Source organism: Bacillus sp. AC266 (assembly GCF_979253805.1).
The window spans coordinates 276,991-294,239 of the sequence record NZ_CEEDEC010000004.1 but is presented as its reverse complement, the minus strand read 5'-3'; the positions used below and the strand labels follow the sequence as shown (position 1 = coordinate 294,239).

14 protein-coding genes and 1 riboswitch are annotated in these 17,249 nt (G+C 37.9%); of the genes, 7 read left to right on the top strand and 7 right to left on the bottom strand.

Annotated elements, in window-relative coordinates:
* Positions 1-17: 17 nt before the first annotated feature.
* Positions 18-1,946, bottom strand: a complete 1,929-nt coding sequence (locus AC0IXC_RS18540; protein WP_012262002.1) for an LTA synthase family protein — start codon at positions 1,944-1,946, stop codon at positions 18-20.
* Positions 1,947-2,541: 595 nt separating this feature from the next.
* On the opposite strand from AC0IXC_RS18540, the gene AC0IXC_RS18535 reads away from it, so the two are divergent.
* Together AC0IXC_RS18535 and AC0IXC_RS18530 are read left to right on the top strand one after the other, a co-directional pair.
* Positions 2,542-2,907, top strand: coding sequence for a YkvA family protein (locus AC0IXC_RS18535; RefSeq protein WP_002016186.1), 366 nt, complete (start codon positions 2,542-2,544; stop codon positions 2,905-2,907).
* Positions 2,908-2,957: 50 nt separating this feature from the next.
* Entirely contained in the window at positions 2,958-3,449 is a 492-nt protein-coding gene (locus AC0IXC_RS18530) for a metal-binding protein (protein WP_002089644.1), read from the top strand.
* 146 nt (positions 3,450-3,595) lie between these two features.
* On the opposite strand, the gene AC0IXC_RS18525 is transcribed toward AC0IXC_RS18530, so the two are convergent.
* On the bottom strand, positions 3,596-3,913 hold the full coding sequence (locus AC0IXC_RS18525; protein ID WP_471653128.1) for a magnetosome magnetite crystal formation protein family: 318 nt from the start codon (positions 3,911-3,913) through the stop codon (positions 3,596-3,598).
* Positions 3,914-4,200: 287 nt separating this feature from the next.
* On the opposite strand from AC0IXC_RS18525, the gene lldP reads away from it, so the two are divergent.
* Complete coding sequence (gene lldP, locus AC0IXC_RS18520; protein ID WP_002143782.1) at positions 4,201-5,862, top strand: L-lactate permease; 1,662 nt, start codon at positions 4,201-4,203, stop codon at positions 5,860-5,862.
* Positions 5,863-5,933: 71 nt separating this feature from the next.
* A riboswitch (TPP riboswitch) is annotated at positions 5,934-6,049 on the top strand.
* A 112-nt stretch (positions 6,050-6,161) separates the two neighbouring features.
* The gene (gene thiC, locus AC0IXC_RS18515) at positions 6,162-7,922 is read left to right on the top strand and encodes a phosphomethylpyrimidine synthase ThiC (protein ID WP_002068339.1); all 1,761 of its coding nucleotides are present in this window, start codon (positions 6,162-6,164) and stop codon (positions 7,920-7,922) included.
* Between the two features lie 251 nt (positions 7,923-8,173).
* Here thiC and AC0IXC_RS18510 read toward each other — a convergent pair whose 3' ends face one another.
* The 3 genes from AC0IXC_RS18510 to cydA form a co-directional block, all read right to left on the bottom strand.
* Positions 8,174-9,532, bottom strand: coding sequence for an arsenic transporter (locus tag AC0IXC_RS18510; protein ID WP_447618157.1), 1,359 nt, complete (start codon positions 9,530-9,532; stop codon positions 8,174-8,176).
* Positions 9,533-9,751: 219 nt separating this feature from the next.
* Positions 9,752-10,777 (bottom strand): cytochrome d ubiquinol oxidase subunit II, encoded by a 1,026-nt coding sequence (locus AC0IXC_RS18505; RefSeq protein ID WP_002089640.1) that lies wholly within the window; start codon positions 10,775-10,777, stop codon positions 9,752-9,754.
* Positions 10,770-12,125 carry a cytochrome ubiquinol oxidase subunit I gene (gene cydA / locus AC0IXC_RS18500; RefSeq protein WP_002016174.1) on the bottom strand — a complete coding sequence of 452 codons (1,356 nt, stop codon included), beginning with the start codon at positions 12,123-12,125 and terminating at the stop codon, positions 10,770-10,772. Before cydA ends, AC0IXC_RS18505 begins: the two co-directional genes overlap by 8 nt.
* Before the next feature lie 252 nt (positions 12,126-12,377).
* Here cydA and AC0IXC_RS18495 point away from each other — a divergent pair, with 252 nt between their 5' ends.
* Positions 12,378-12,527: a hypothetical protein gene (locus tag AC0IXC_RS18495; protein ID WP_002016173.1), complete on the top strand. Its 150-nt coding sequence runs from the start codon at positions 12,378-12,380 to the stop codon at positions 12,525-12,527.
* 89 nt (positions 12,528-12,616) lie between these two features.
* Entirely contained in the window at positions 12,617-13,702 is a 1,086-nt protein-coding gene (locus AC0IXC_RS18490; RefSeq protein WP_471653127.1) for a transcriptional regulator, read from the top strand.
* Between the two features lie 67 nt (positions 13,703-13,769).
* Here AC0IXC_RS18490 and AC0IXC_RS18485 read toward each other — a convergent pair whose 3' ends face one another.
* Entirely contained in the window at positions 13,770-14,654 is an 885-nt protein-coding gene (locus tag AC0IXC_RS18485; protein WP_471653126.1) for a LysR family transcriptional regulator, read from the bottom strand.
* 135 nt (positions 14,655-14,789) lie between these two features.
* Here AC0IXC_RS18485 and AC0IXC_RS18480 point away from each other — a divergent pair, with 135 nt between their 5' ends.
* Positions 14,790-16,790 carry a YhgE/Pip family protein gene (locus AC0IXC_RS18480; RefSeq protein ID WP_078205044.1) on the top strand — a complete coding sequence of 667 codons (2,001 nt, stop codon included), beginning with the start codon at positions 14,790-14,792 and terminating at the stop codon, positions 16,788-16,790.
* Between the two features lie 53 nt (positions 16,791-16,843).
* On the opposite strand, the gene AC0IXC_RS18475 is transcribed toward AC0IXC_RS18480, so the two are convergent.
* Positions 16,844-17,224, bottom strand: coding sequence for a VOC family protein (locus AC0IXC_RS18475; RefSeq protein WP_002034775.1), 381 nt, complete (start codon positions 17,222-17,224; stop codon positions 16,844-16,846).
* Positions 17,225-17,249: the final 25 nt, after the last annotated feature.

The window sequence follows — 17,249 nt, the reverse complement described above, 5'->3', positions numbered from 1 at the left end:
AAAAAAAGAGGCTGAGATTACTCAGCGCTCTTCTTTTCTTCTTTAATAGCTGTCTTTACTTCACCAGTTTTGATCTTGTTACTTTCAGAGAAGCGAAGTAAGTCACCTTCAATGATTTTGTCAGACATGTTCAATTCATTTTGAGCACGATCAATTAGTGGTTGAGATTCTTCTTTCGGTAATTGCACAACTTCGCCAGTAGTACGGTCGTAGAATGTACTGTTCGTGTACATGTACTTATCTGTAACGAAGCTACCGTCACGAAGAACAACGAATCCTTTATTTTCTGGTGAGAATACATCATGACCGAATTGAATTTGATTCGTAGAATCTACACCAAGTAAGTTTAGAATTGTTGGCTTAATGTCAATTTCACCAGTTGGTTTTGAAATTGTTTTACCTTCTTTTTGACCTGGAACGTGAATAAACATCGGTGTTTTTTGTAAGTTCATATGGTCAAATGTAGTGATTTCTTCTTTTCCTAAGAACTGTGCCATTGCACGGTTATGGTTTTCAGAAATACCATAGTGATCACCGTAGAATACGATAACTGAGTTGTCGTAAATACCTTCTGCTTTTAGACGCTCAATAAAGTGTTTCATTGCTTCGTCTAAATAGCGAGCAGTTACCATGTAACGGTCAAATACGCCATCACCAGAATTGTATTCATCGATTAATTTCGTACTGTCATCATAAGTGAATGGGTAATGGTTTGTTAAAGTAAGGAAGCGAGTATAGAACGGTTGCTTCACTTCTTTTAACATATCGATAGATTGATCGAAGTATTCGATATCTTTTAATCCCCAATTTAATTTTGTTTCTGGCGTAATTTTGTAGTCAAGCTCGTTGTAGTAACGATCATAACCAAGTGCCGGATACATAATGTTACGGTTCCAGAACGTTGCGTTATTCGCGTGGAATACTGATGTGTGATATCCTTGCTGACGCAAAATTTCTGGAGTTGCTGTATATTCGTTATTACCGTGTGTGAAGAATACAGCACCACGGTCTAGTGGATACATTGAAGTATCTACTAAGAATTCAGCATCAGACGTTTTACCTTGCCCAGTTTGATGGAAGAAGTTATCGAAGTAATAACTTTCTTTCGCAAATTGGTTTAGGAATGGTGTAACTTCTTGTCCGTTAACTTGCGCACCAATTAAGAATGTTTGTAATGATTCAAGAGAGACAACAATTACGTTTTTCCCTTTTGCAGTACCAAACATATTTGGATCTGGTTTACTTTGTGTTGTTTTCACATAGTTTTCTGCTTCTTGCAATTTACTACTATCAGCAAACGCTTTTTGTGAACTTGATTTTGCTTGTAAGCCAAGATCGTATGCTTGGTGTACATATAATCCTAGGTTTTTAACAAGCATAACGCGGTCGAATGAACGTGTTAATAGTTCTGGACGCTCAGCTTCTGCAAATCCTAGGTTTACGCAGAAAATAGCAACCGTTGACACGAAGTATAGAGAACGCATCGGACGTGCTACACGTTCTGTCGGTGCAAAATCTTTCTTCTTCTTCAATAGAACGAAGAATACGATAATATCCGCAAATGCAAGGATGATTTTGTAGTTAAATAATTCTTTCACACTAGAACCTAAACTTCCGAAATTAGACGTTTGTCCTAGTACTGGTAAAGTAACGAAGTCATTGTAGAATCCGTAGAACATTACGTTACCAACAAGAATGAACGTTAAGATAAAGTTAATTCCTAGTGCTATATAGTTACGTTTTTTCCCTTTTGCAAATAATGCAAGACCCACAAACAGTAATGATGCTGCTAATGGACTAATGAATAAAATGAATTCTTGCATGAAAGATTCAAGTTTTAAATCGAAGCTAGTGCGTGTAATGATGTAGGTTTTTAGCCATACGGCCAAAGCTACGAATAAAGTGAAACGCACATTTTGAAATTGTGATTTCATGGTTTCTTTCATTCATTTCCACCCTTTCTCTATCAGGCTTGGTCGATTTTGGAGCGAAAAATGTTAAAATAAAAAATACATAGTTTTCTTGGTCATAATTAGAGTTTCTATATTCACCCATATACGACTTTAACTATGCATACCCTTTTTGGTTTCTTGTGCTGCTCATAAGCATAACGTCATTTCTGTATTATACAACAAAATTCATTTCTGAGAAACACTATAACATTTTACATTTTTTGTATGTGATTTGTCACTACCAGAGAAAACTTTAACATTCGTTTATAGGCTCGTCAACTAGAAAATATAACAAAAAATGAAATTTCATTGATAGATTATGTGTAATTTTGATGAACTTTTATAGAAAAGAATGTTAAGCGGAATTGAAAGTTTTTTGGTTGAGAAATATGGAATAGAAATCTTTAAGTGGTTGTCTAGAAAACTATTATATGAAGGAAAATACGAAAAAATTAACGAACACTTGTTCTTTTTGGTTTTGTTTGTTACAATGAAATTTCATTGATAGATTATGTGTAATTTTGATGAACTTTTACTGATAACATAACATATTGTAGCTTATTTCTTTTGAAAATAGGGAGGCTTTTGAATGAAACAAAAATTTTCAGTTGAAGCGTTTTGGAAGAAAATAAAACATGTTGCGAAGCAGGCAGGGCAGTCGGTAATCTATGCGAGTTTATTGTTGTTTTACGTGTTGCAAAGACCGGATGTTCCAAAACGAGTGAAAATTATTGTAATCGGAGCACTTGCTTATTTCATTGCACCGATTGATGCCATTCCAGATTTCATTGCTGGAGTCGGTTATACGGATGATTTAGGTGCGTTAATGGCCGCACTATTACAAGCATCGATATACGTAAATGAAGATGTGAAAGATAAGGCACGAGTGAAGTTGGCAGAATGGTTTGGTTCGGATATAGACACATCATTTATCGATCAAAAATTAGATCAATAGGTGAGAACTGTCATAGGATGACAGGGCGAACGTAAGCGAGGAAGTGCATTATGCCATCAGGAAGAACGCATACGAAAATAAACTTAATATCCCTTCCGGTTGTTTTGTTTATGCTCTTTTCGTATGGATTAACAAGTTTTGATTTTTTATTAACTTTTGCAATTGGCTTTTTAGTAGGTACTTCATTTCTAACACCGGATTTAGATACGTACAGTAATGCGTATAATAAATGGGGATTCCTCCGCATTTTTTGGTATCCATATAGGAGCGTAATGCCCCATCGTTCCTTCTTCACACATACGATTATAATTGGTGATATTATTCGTATTGCATACATGTTAATCGTGTTTTCTCCGTTTTTATTCCTATTAAATATAATCGCATTCGGTGGGAATTTAATAGAAATTGCGAAGGAACACGAGGTTGAAATTGTAACGTTTGTAATGGGGATTGTTGTGGCGAGTACGCTTCACATTATAGCGGATAAAGCGAATACGCGCCGAAAGAAAATGATGAGAAAAAAGAAGAAACGCAGAAGATAAAGAAACCGTCCCAAAAGGTATTTTGGGACGGTTTTTTTCTTATTAATAGGTAGGTTACTCTTGTTGAACCGCCGATAAAATTTCATTTACGATCATGCGACATCAATTTTTGGACAGTTTCTTTTTAATCAAACGCTTGTTTAAAACTAAGCTTTCAGTACTTTAATACCTTTCACGATATTCCAAATGAAGTAGTATAAGCTAATGATTCCGCAAATGCATAAGACGATGATTGCTCCAATTCCAAGTGTTACGTCTGGTTGATCAGATCCGATGCCCATAATCCCTAAAATAACTAATCCAATCAATGAAGCGATGCTTGGAACGATATGTGTCCATAGAGCACGTTTCGCATGTGGTTTCGTTTCAGAATCGCCCACAATCCACACGATAATAGGGAATAAGATAGGTGCAAATAATACACTAAAGTATGATAAAGCTGCTAATATTTTGTTTCCGTTCATATATATCACCTCATAAGTAATGTCCGTTGTTATACTTTTAGTATGCGATAAATTTGGCAACCTTCCTATCGATTAACATTACAAAAACGTGACGCTTTTGTAAGATTTCCTTTTTAAATGATGAAATTTTCGAAAAAATCTTTTTAAATGAAAATTGTTGTGATAAAATTATTGAAAACGTTTTCTTGAACGTTTTGTATTTTTTAGACTTAAAGGTATGATGACCTGGTAGTCTATTGATAAGGTTATATCTTATTTAAAAGGGGATTCTTTAGGGGGAGAGAACAATGAACACATGGACACAAGTTTACGATCCGTTCGGTAACATTTGGATTTCGGCAGCAGTCGCACTTATTCCAATCATCTTTTTTTTCTTAGCTTTAGCGGTTTTCCGCATGAAGGGGTATGTGGCAGGATTTATTACAGTTGTATTAACGATTTTGGTGGCGTTATTTGCGTATAAAATGCCATTCACAATGGCAATGGCAGCGACCGGATACGGTTTCTTATACGGATTATGGCCAATTGCGTGGATTATCATTATGTCAGTATTTTTATATAAAATTTCTGTGAAAACAGGTCAATTTGATGTCATTCGTGCATCTGTATTATCCATTACGAATGACCATCGTTTACTCGTTATTTTAATTGGATTTTCATTTGGAGCATTTTTGGAAGGGGCAGCAGGATTTGGTGCACCAGTAGCGATTACGGCAGCACTTCTGGCAGGCCTTGGGCTAAATCCTTTATATGCAGCAGGTCTTTGTTTAATCGCAAATACTGCACCAGTAGCTTTCGGAGCGATGGGGATTCCGATTACAGTTGCTGGACAAGTGACAGGCATTGATCCACATAAAATTGGACAAATGGCTGGGCATCAATTACCGTTCTTATCTTTATTTGTTCCGTTCTTTATCGTATTTTTAATGGATGGCTTTAAAGGAGTAAAACAAACGTGGCCTGCTTTATTTGTAGCGGGTAGTTCATTTGCAATTACACAGTTTATTACAGCGACGTTTTTAGGACCAGAACTTCCTGATATTACGTCAGCACTTGTAAGTTTAGTAAGTTTATCGCTATTCTTAAAAGTTTGGCAGCCGAAAGAAATTTATCAAACTAAGCAAGCGAATAGTGAAGTAGCCGCGGCGACGACAACGACATCTATGCCGAAACTAACGGTAGGAAAAGTAGTAAAAGCATGGTCTCCGTTCATTATTTTAACTGTGATGGTAGTCATTTGGAGCCAAAGTTTCTTTAAAGCATTATTCGCTCCGGGCGGGGCTTTAGAAAGTCTCGTATTTAAATTTGAAGTTCCAGGCTTGCACAATTTAGTAATGAAAGCAGAGCCTATTGTAAATAAACCAACACCTTATGAAGCAATCTTGAAATTAGATATTTTATCAGCGACTGGAACAGCAATTTTAATTGCTTGTATCATTTCTATTTTTATTTTGAAAATGAGTGCAAAAGATGCAGTAGCAACATTTAAAGAAACGTTAAATGAACTAAAAATGCCAATTCTATCTATTGGATTCGTATTAGGATTCGCATTTATCGCAAACTATTCTGGTCTATCTTCTACATTAGCGTTAGCACTTGCAGGAACTGGCGGACTATTCCCGTTCTTCTCACCATTCTTAGGATGGATTGGCGTATTCTTAACAGGATCAGATACGTCAGCGAACGCACTGTTCTCGAATTTACAAGCAATTACAGCGCAGCAAGTCGGTGTATCTGAAGTGCTTCTTGTTGCAGCAAATACAACGGGCGGTGTAACAGGTAAAATGATTTCTCCGCAATCAATTGCGATTGCTTGTGCGGCAGTTGGACTTGCTGGGAAAGAGTCAGATTTGTTCCGCTTTACATTGAAGCATAGTTTATTCTTCGTTACTATTGTTGGGATTATGACGTATGTGCAGGCTTATTATTTAACTTGGATGATTCCGTAAACAACAAAAGAAATAAACTTTGCATTTTTCAGATTATAGTGTATGATGGGAAAGTATTGAAAATTAAATCAGTGATAAACTAGGGGTGCCTAACGTATGCGTAGGCTGAGAGAGAAGCGTGTGAACTTCTTAACCCTTTGGACCTGATCTGGCTCGTACCAGCGTAGGGAAGTTAACGGCTTTACATAATTATGTCTTTATGAGCCAGGTCCTTATTCTTTTATGGACCTGGCTCTTTTTATTTTGGCATGCGCTGGCCATATCTCGTCCTTGTCACGAACAGGGGGGCAACAAAGGTTATGAAACAGTCTGTTTCAGCTGAGCAAATTGAATTGAAATCGAGTTTACCAGGAAGTAAGAAAGTGTATGTGGATGGAACACGTGAAGGTATGAAAGTACCAATGCGTGAGATTGAACAAAGCGATACGAACGGTGTTCAAAATCCGCCAATCCGTGTGTATGATACGAGTGGACCTTATACAGATCCAGAGTATAAAGTGGAGCTGGAAAAAGGGTTGCAGGCGCCGCGCCACTCTTGGACCTTGGGGCGTGGTGATGTGGAAGCTTATGAAGGACGCGAAATTAAACCTGAGGATGACGGTGTGAAAGTGGCTTCAAAACATACACCTGTTTTCCCGCAAATGGATCGTAAGCCGCTTAGAGCGAAGCAAGGTGCAAATGTTTCGCAAATGCATTATGCGCGTAATGGCATTATTACGTCTGAGATGGAATATGTTGCGATTCGTGAAGGGGTAGAGCCTGAATTTGTTCGTAAGGAGATTGCAGAAGGTCGTGCGATTTTGCCGGCAAACATTAACCATCCTGAAGCGGAACCGATGATAATTGGACGTAATTTTCACGTGAAGGTAAATGCAAATATCGGAAACTCTGCTGTATCGTCTTCTATTGCAGAAGAAGTAGAGAAGATGACGTGGGCGACTCGCTGGGGTGCAGATACGATTATGGATTTATCTACAGGTAAAAACATTCATACAACACGTGAGTGGATTATTCGTAATGCTCCGGTACCAGTTGGAACTGTGCCAATTTATCAAGCGCTTGAAAAAGTAAACGGAATTGCAGAGGATTTAACGTGGGAAGTGTATCGTGATACGTTAATTGAGCAGGCGGAGCAAGGCGTTGATTACTTCACGATTCACGCTGGTGTATTACTTCGTTATATTCCAATTACTGCAAAGCGTATGACAGGTATTGTTTCGCGCGGTGGTTCGATTATGGCGCAGTGGTGTTTATTCCATCATAAAGAAAACTTCCTATATACTCACTTTGAAGAGATTTGTGAAATTATGAAGCAGTACGATGTTTCGTTTTCTCTTGGAGATGGATTACGTCCAGGTTCTATTGCAGATGCAAATGACGAAGCGCAGTTTTCTGAGCTTGAGACACTTGGTGAATTAACAAAAATCGCTTGGAAACATGATGTGCAAGTTATGATTGAAGGACCTGGGCATGTACCGATGCATTTAATTAAAGAAAATATGGAGAAAGAACTTGATATTTGTCAGGGTGCGCCGTTCTATACACTTGGGCCGTTAACGACAGATATTGCACCAGGTTATGATCATATTACTTCAGCGATTGGTGCTGCGATGATCGGCTGGTTTGGAACGGCGATGCTTTGTTATGTAACCCCGAAAGAACATTTAGGTTTACCGAACAAAGATGATGTTCGCGAAGGGGTTATTACGTACAAAATCGCTGCGCATGCAGCCGATCTTGCGAAAGGGCATAAAACGGCTCATCAGCGTGATGATGCACTTTCAAAAGCACGATTTGAATTCCGTTGGCGCGACCAATTTAATTTATCTTTAGATCCTGAACGCGCGATGGAGTACCATGATGAAACGTTGCCAGCAGAAGGGGCGAAAACAGCGCATTTCTGTTCAATGTGTGGCCCAAAGTTTTGTAGTATGAGAATTTCACATGATATTCGTGAATATGCGAAAGAAAATGACTTAGAAACGACAGAAGCAATTGAAAAAGGAATGAAAGAGAAAGCGGTAGAATTCAAAGAAACTGGTAGTCACTTATATCAATAACACGTTACACCTCTTTACTTGATTGATCACACTGTACCTAACTTAAATATAGAAGAAGCCCCCTTTGCTAAGACGGTAGCAAAGGGGGCTTCTGTCGTCTATCCCGCTATTTGTGGGCAGTAAAACTCCCACCTCAAAATTCGGCTGGAGCAAAGAAGTTAGGTGGGAGATAAACTGTCCGTAAACGCCCGATTGGTGCGGGCTAATAATCAGTGGGGGATGAACACCCACCCACCTTATAAAGTTTCACTTTATAAGGTGAAGAATAATTGTACCCAGTAGTATAAGAGGAATAATGTGACGACTGTTGTGAGTGGGATTACGATGAGAGATACGCTTAAATAATCTTTCCATTTCACTTTAATTTTGTTTTGTCTTAAGATATACATCCAAATGAGGGAAGCTAGTGTACCGATTGGTAATAATAGTGAACCGATGTCACTACCGATGATATTTGCGAGATAGATAGTTTTTAATGTGACTGGATCTAGTCCCATTTCTGTTAATGTGATTGTACCAATCATAAGTGCAGGGTGGTTATTGAAGACGTTAGAGAGGAGGGAAACGAGTCCGCCCATTGCAAAGCTGGCATAGAGTAGATGCTGACTTACAACTGGTTCAAGCCAACTTACAAGTGCCGCTGTTAACCCTGCGTTATGAAGCCCGTAAATAATTACATACATAGAGAAAGCGAAAATTAAAATGTGCCACGGTGTCTTTTTCAAAATATCGACTGGGTTTGTTCGTAAGTAGTACCATCTCCAGATGAGAAGAACGAGTGAACCGAGTACGGCAACGATTTCGATTGGAATCGATAAGAAGGATGCAACGAATAGAAGACAGCGCATAAGGAAAACGAAGCCTAATACTTTTAACATGAATTTCGTACGTTTTTGTTTCGTATTAACAGAATTCTGTCCTTTTAACGGATGGAAGTTTTTCGTGAAGAAAATTTCTTCAATATCATATGAAGAAACAGGTAATCTTTCTGGAAGTTTTTTCTTTAAAACTGTATACATGAGCCATGACATAAACAGTAGTCCTAGTGTTGCAGGTACAAACATCATAGCTGTATGCATATAAAGAGTCATATTAACAATATTTAATGCGATTAAGTTTACGATATTACTTACACCGATTGGTGCACTAGATGCAGTGGCAATTAAAGCACCGCTTAATAAATAAGGGATTTGTTGATGAGGTTTTAATTGAAGGTTTTTCAGAAGTAAAATCAAAATCGGTGTTGTAATTAAAATACTACCGTCATTATTAAATAAAAGAGTCATAAGAAAACATAGTAATTGAATGTACCAGTATAGGCGTCGTCCGGAACCTTTAGCTAAATTTGCGAGCTTCGCTGCAGACCAGTGGAAGAAGCCGAAGCTTTCTAATATAACCGCCATAACGATGGTCGCTAATATCGTTATAGAGGCACCGCCGATTTTACTTATAATGTCCATGACGTCTGGTTTTGATACAAGTCCAGTAATGAGGATAATGCTAGCGCCGACTGCTGCCGGCCACGCCTCATTTAAACCGCGAGGTCGCCAAAAGATAACAATCATCGTTAAGAAGAATACAATAATAGTAATCCATATTTCAATGCTCATATTTAACCTACCTTTCTATTTTCCCTTGAACAAATGTGGCTTGTCTCAAGTTTATATAGCATTATATTCAAAAGAAAATAAGAAGAACTAGGCATCTACCTTAATCTAGTGAATATGTGTATTTTGAGCAATAAGGCAAGTATAAGGAGTAGTGTAATAACTATTAGGAGAGGAGTCTAATAAATTAGGGGCATTCTATGTGTGAATGCCCCTAATTTACTATTTTTCCTTTAAAAATGTTCGATCTTTTAAGAATAAATTCCAGAAGAAAATAAATCCTGGTAGTAAAATTGCAATCCCGATTGCGTAAAGAATAAGAAGAGCATAGAATGTTTCGACCGTCGTAAAGCTTGTAAATACAGTTACGTCCGGGTAAATGATATAAGGTAAATGGGCGACGCCGTAAGCGTAGCTTGCAAATGCATATTGAGCGACGACAGCTAAAACTGCAATGCGAGGAAAGCCTAATGTGCCATATTTCTTATTTGTCCACCAAAGGGAAGAGTATCCGATAACAAATAAAATGATAGAGACTGTAAACCATGGGAATTGCTTTATTAGTCCTTGCATAAGCCAGTGTGTTTCAGGGTCCATTACAACGAGAGCGATAATAGCAGTCACGAGCGTTGCAGGACCAAGTATGATGGCATTTCTTCTATAAATTCGGTACGTATCTTCAGAACCTTGTTCCCTAGCAAAATCAGCAAGAAAGAGAGATGATAGAAATAGTTCCGAAGTTAGTCCGAAGAGCATATAACAATAAATAACGGGACTAGAAAGAAGTTTTCCGTAAAGGAGCACTTCTTTTCCTTCAGACATCGTAATATAGGCACCTTCTGTAACTGGCAGAACGGTAATTAATAGAGCTGGGATTAAGAGCCCGGTAATACCTGAAATAATCCGAAGAAGGTGTTGGTATTTTGGCAGGGAGTAAGCAAATACCATAAATGTACTACGAATCGCAACGAGTACTAAAATTAACATAACTGGTACAAACATAACGGTTGCAAGGGTAAAGGCCGCTTTTGGGAAGAAACCGAGAAAAGCAACGACGACAAAGACAAGAAACGTATTCGTTACTTCCCAAGTTGGTGATAAGTACCGATTAGCAAGCTTGGCAGCAAGTGTCGGGTGTTTAGCGTATACCATGCCCCAAAAACCAGCTCCAAAATCAATAGACCCTAGTATGCTATATACGAAAATAAGAGCCCATAAGATGATGATTGCAATGCTTTCCTCATGCACGAGAATCGCCTCCTTCGTGATGTAAATCATTCTTTAACGGATGTTTCTTAAAGAATGTCCGTAGTACAAAGACTGTTAAAATACCGAGTCCGATATATAAAATGATGAATAAAACAAATAAAGGACCGACGAAATCAGCGCGCGTAGAAGCATCTACCGTGCGTTGCATGCCATAAATTGTCCATGGCTGACGACCACTACAACTAAAAATCCATCCGAATTCAATACCGAGCAACATAACGGGTCCACAGGCGGCAGCTCCCCAAAGAAGCCACTTCGGTAACTCTACTCCTTTTTTTCGGTAAACAAAGTACCAATATAAGAGGGCAATAGCTGCAACTGCAAAGGTAAAGGCAGCGGTGCCGACCATTAAGTTGAATAGTGTATGTGTGTAAAATGGTGGCCACGTTTCTTGCGGGAATTCATTTAGCCCTTTTACAACGGTGTTAGGGTCTAGTCCCACTAATAAGCTAAGCATGTTCGGAATTTCAAGGGCATAGTTTAGTTCAAGTGTGTTAGGGTCCACAACCCCGCCAATCGATAAAGGCGCGTGTGATGTCGTTTCAAACAAAGCTTCAGCAGATGCTAGTTTTTCAGGTGAATGTTTATGTAAGGCAATAGCAGATTCGTGTCCTGAAAGCCACATCGTAGCACCTGTGATAAATGTAACGACAAGCCCTAACAGTAATCCTTTTTTATGGTAAGCAATTTCACGAGCACTTAAATTTTTCTTTAATAATTTAAATCCAGCGATAGAAGCAATAACAGCTGCTCCAGTTGTATAGGCCGTAATAACGACGTGGAATGCACTTGTGCCAAAGCTCGGATTAAAGAAAGCTTTCCACGGATCAACGTTAAAAACTGAGCCATCTGGATTCATTGAAAAGCCCGCAGGTGTATTCATCCATGTGTTTGCCGATGTAATAAGCACGGCAGATGCAGTGGCGCCAATCATAACGAAAAACAGCGAGATTAATCTCATAACTGGAGGCAGTTTATCAGCCGCATATACGTAAATAGACATGAATAAAGCCTCTAAAAAGAAGGCGAAAATCTCAATTTGAAACGGAACGGAAATAACTTGCCCAACAATTTTGGCGAAACCAGGCCAAAGAAGTGAAATTTGTACACCAACAATTGTTCCAGTTGGAATTGCTACACCGAGAAGGATAGCAAAAGCCTTTGTCCATCTTTTTGCCATAATGGCATAGTCGGAATCTTTCTTCCAGTGATAGAGTATTTCACTTATAAAAATCATTAAAGAAAGCCCGACTCCAAGCGTTGCAAAGATAATGTGGAATGCTAATGAAGAACCAAAAAATGCCCGTGCTAATGTTACGGTATCCATATGTATACTCCCCTTCTTTTTGCCATTATTTTCTGATTGAATTGGAAAATTTATTCAAAAAACTACCAAAAATATATATGTATTTAAAAAATGAGTACGGTAATATAGTGTTTAAATATTCTAAAAAGAAAGAAATTGATATTTGGTAATATTTTATTTGTTTTTTAGGGCTGAATCTTTTATAATCTTTTATGCGAACGTAAGTTCTATTTCCGGGATGAAGAAGTTTATGTGAAATGGAGAGGGTGTTTTATGTATCCTGAAGTCATTAAAAAGATGGCATTTTCAAGAGAGCATAGAGATTTATTATTAAAGTTGTATAATAAAGAAATTACGCGTCGTGAATATGATCGACTTGTGGAATCGCTATATAGACCTTCTAAAGAGGCTTGCGAAGGATAAGGTGAGAGAGACAATCTAAAGGATTGTCTTTTTTATATTTGCGTATGCTCTGGTAAAATTAAGGTTAGCCTTAAAAGGAGGTGAAAAGCTTGCGAAAACGTTTATATATAGGGATTGGGGTTATTCTCTTAATCGCTTTAGGTGGAGTTGTATTTTGGTCAGCTTTACAAGGAAATCGTACCGAGCATTTTATTTTACGACATATGGTGAATGAAAATGGAACACTTGCAACGTATCGCTTAGAGGATACAAAGGCAGGTAAGGGTGAAGCGAAGGGCCGTGAAGCTTTATCAGAATCTGCAGGGTTATGGCTACAATATACACTTGATAAAGATGATCAAGCTTTATTTGATGAACAAGTGAAGGTTATTCAAAATAACTTTGTACACAAGGATCGCATCGTTATATGGAAAATCTCTGAAAAGGGAGAAATGCAGTCAGCTACTAATGCACTTATCGATGATCTTCGTATTATAGAACAATTATATCGTGCTTACGAAATGTACAAGGAAGATCGCTATAAAAACCTTGCAGATCAATTGAGTGATTCTGTACTTCGTTATAATAAAAAAGGTAATTATTACGTTGATTATTACGATGCAGATACAGGAAAACAAAATAACTTTGCAACAACATCTTACATAAATCCGCATGCATTCTCTTGTATGGAAAAGTATGGAAAAATTTCTGCGCAGCAGTATCAGGAAGTTGTTCAGTTTTTAGCGGATTATCCAAGGCAGGGCTGGGCATTCCCGAAAGAGTATAAAGATGATGGGACATTTACGTACGATAAAGAAGTGAATCTTATTGATCAATCATACGTTGCTTATCATCGTAGTTTAGGCGGTCTTTCATCAGACGCTTATTTGGAATTTATAAAGAAGAAATTTCGCGAAGACGAAAAGTTATATGGTCGTTATAACTTAGAAACGGGAAAACAAGCTGTGAACTATGAATCACCGGCATCTTACGGATTAACAATTTTGTACGTACTACAAACAGGTGATACAAAGTTTGCGAAGGAATTGTATGAGCGGATGAATACATTCCGAAATGATAATGTATTTAGTAGATATTATGGTGGATATGTAACAGGTGAGAATAATAATACACATATTTTCGATAACGTATTGCCGCTTTTAGCGGAAATGGAATTGGATAAGAGTAAAAAATAAAAGGTGCCACCCTATGGGGATGGTACCTTTTATTTGTGTCGTTATTTGTTTGTAAAGCGATATAATTTTACGCCCTAATATTGGAGAAGTAATCAATCACGAATTCACGAAATTGCTGGGCGGTTTTTGATAAATAGCGCTTCTTCGACCAACTTAAGCCGATAGTTCGTTCGCAATTAGGTTCAATAATACGTAACTTATTTGATGCTAAAGTAGAGTTTTTTAATAAAGTTAAACTTGGGACAAAGGCGATGCCAAGACCTTGCTTAATGAGATCGCTAATCACGGTTGGTTCATCTACTTCAAAAGCGATATGTGGAGTGAAACCAGCTTTTTTACAAAATTCATCTGTTAAGTGCCGAAATCCGTAACCAGTGTTCATACTAATAAACGATTCGTCTTTTACTTCATGCAAATAGATACTTTCGCGGTTTGATAACCGATGTCCTGAAGGAATAGCTAAGAAAATTTCTTCTGTGATAAGTGGTTCCCAAACCATTTCCTCGCCTTCAATTGGTACAGAGGAGATACAAAAATCAATTTCCATATTATCTAGTTGCCGTTTCATAGAAGGAGTAGATGCGAGAAATTGTTGGAATCGAACGTTAGGGTGTTCTAGTAAAAAAGAACCGAGTAGCTCGGGTAATATTCTTGGAATAGAAACTGCAAGTGTAATAGAGCCTTGTTGTAATTCAGCTAAATCTTTAATTTCTCGTTCCCCTTCACTTAATTCATGAAAAATGCGTTCTACTCGTTTTAAAAATACTTTGCCGAAAGAGTTTAATGTAATCTGTCGACCTTGGCGATCAAATAAGGGGACGCCTAAGTCCTTTTCTAGTCTAGCGATTGTTTTACTGAGTGAAGGCTGCGCGATATGCAATTCTTCAGCTGCTTTTGTCATATGTTCTAGTCGTGCAACTGTCTGAAAGTATTTTAATTGAAGAAGTTCCACTTCGAATCTCCTTTCTATAGACCAAAAGGAATGAATTGATAATTAAAGATGTATTATACAGTATGGAAAGTGACGTGTATAGTAAATCTGTTAAACCATTCGAAGGGTGTTAAATTAGGAGAAGGAGTATGTTTCATGAAGGGAATTCAACTTATATTTAAAGATTGGAAGGCGATGTGGAACCATAAACATGGACGTATCGCTTTAATTTTTTTATTAATCGTTCCTTTAATTTATTCAGGATTCTTCTTAGCTGGATATTGGGATCCGTACGGAAAATTAGATAAATTACCTGTTGCAGTTGTTAATTTAGATAAGGGTGCTGTGATGGATGAAAAAACAATCCAGGCTGGAGACGATTTTGTTAAAAATTTAAAAGAGAATAAGGAATTGGCGTTTCATTTCGTATCAGAAAAAGATGCTGATGAAGGGCTAAAAGAAGATAAGTATTATATGGTGGTTACGATTCCGGAGGAGTTCTCTAAAAAGGTAAGTACACTAATGGATGAGAAACCAGAGCCGGCACAATTGCAGTATAAAGTAAATCCAGGTAAAAACTTTGTAGCAGCTCAAATTGGAACGACAGCTGTTGAAAATATGAAAACAAAAATTTCAAATAGTATTACGAAATCTTATACAGAAGGTGTCTTTTCAAAGTTTCAAGATTTGGCACAAGGGTTGAGTGATGCAAGTAATGGCGCTGAGAAGTTACATGAAGGAACGACGGATGCAAAAAATGGGGCGAATCAGCTTACAGATGGTATTCATCGTTTAAATGATGGAACAGTGAAGTTAAAAGAAGGAAGTGATAAGCTTGCCTCTAGTCAATCGGCCTTAACTGGGGGAGCAAATGAGCTTAGTCAAGGAGCGACATCACTTCATAATGGTATGGAGCTGCTAGCACAGGGTGAGAAGTCTTTACAATCAGGAGTTAGTGAATTAAGTGCTGGTACAAATGAATGGGTGAACGGAAGTGAGAAACTTGCTGAAGGGCAAGTGAAAGCGGACAATGCAGCAAATAGTGTAAAACAACAATTAGAAGAGTACGTGAAAAGTCATCCAGAAGTGCAGCAAGATCCTGCTTTTCAAAAGATCATTGCTACTTCTAACGGATTAGCTAAAGCAACAAACACTTTAAATAATAGCCAACAACAATTGACACAAGGTGCGCGGAAGCTTACTGATGGTCAGCATAAGATTGAGGAAGGCATGAATACATTCGGAGTTAAGTTAAACGAAGCTACCGCTGGGACGAAAAAGATAGCAGATGGTACTTCGAATTTAGCTGATGGATTTACGAAGTGGGGAAATGGATTTACATCATTACAAGAAGGTGTAAATCACCTTGCGAGTGGCGGAACAGAGCTGAATCATGGTGCTGATAAGTTAACGAACGGACTTGTTAAACTTGACGATGGTGCGAAAGAACTTTCTACGAAATTGGGAGAGGGCGCAGAGAAGATAGCGGATGTTCGCAATGATGATGCACGCAATACGATGTTCTCAGAGCCGGTTCAATTAGTGAAGTCGACAGTTTCTGATGTGCCTAACTACGGTTCAGGTATTGCACCATACTTTTTATCACTGGCATTTTATGTTGGCGGAATTATGGCATCAAATATTTTACCTCTTGGCCGTAGACAAAATATGAAGGTAAGCGGAACAGTACATTTTATTAATAAACTAGGATTAGTATATTTAATTGGACTCATTCAAGCACTACTTGTAGACGTGGTAGTGTTAGGAGTTATGAAATTAGAAGTTGCAAGTGTATCACTCTTTGTTTTATCAAGTATTGTTATTTCCTTTACGTTCATGACATTTATTCTTATGTTAGTAACGGTATTCGGCATTGTTGGGAAGTTCGCAGCGGTAACGCTTCTCGTTCTTCAATTAGCGACGAGCGGAGGTACTTTCCCAGGAGAGTTAAATATAGCTGTGCTTAGCAAAATTGGACAGTTTCTCCCAATGTCTCATTCTCTTAGAGGATTACAAGATGTTATCTCTTTAGGAGATTGGTCGCAATTACGAATGCAAATTTTAATTTTATTATGCTATCTCGTTGTTGCTGGCGGAATTACATGGGTTACGAGTCATATACAGCATAAGGAAACGAATGCAGAGCAAGTTTCTTAATAAAAGAAGCTATCCGAAAAGGTTTTATTATGACCTTTTCGGATAGCTTTTTCTTATTTCTTTTCCATAACTGCAAAGTAGTTATTTTCATTATCAGCAAAGTTGAATGCTCTACCAGTAGGTAAATCTACAACTTGTCCAACTGTAACACTTTTCTCAGAAAGATCTTTATACAGTTGATCTAAGTTATTAGAGAAGAACATAAGTGAAGGGGTATTTAAGTTTAATTCAGGTTGCATCTTCGCAATTAACGCTTTATCGTGAAGGACGATGCTTGTTCCAGCTTCTTTTGCCGGCGCAATTTCAATCCAGCGAAATCCTTGACCGTTATTTTCTTCTGCAACGATTTGGAATCCTACTGTTTCTGTCCAGAATTGCACTGATTCATCTTGATTATTTACATATAACATAATTTGTCCAATTTGATTAATCATAGGTGTGTCCTACTTTCTTTTCTTG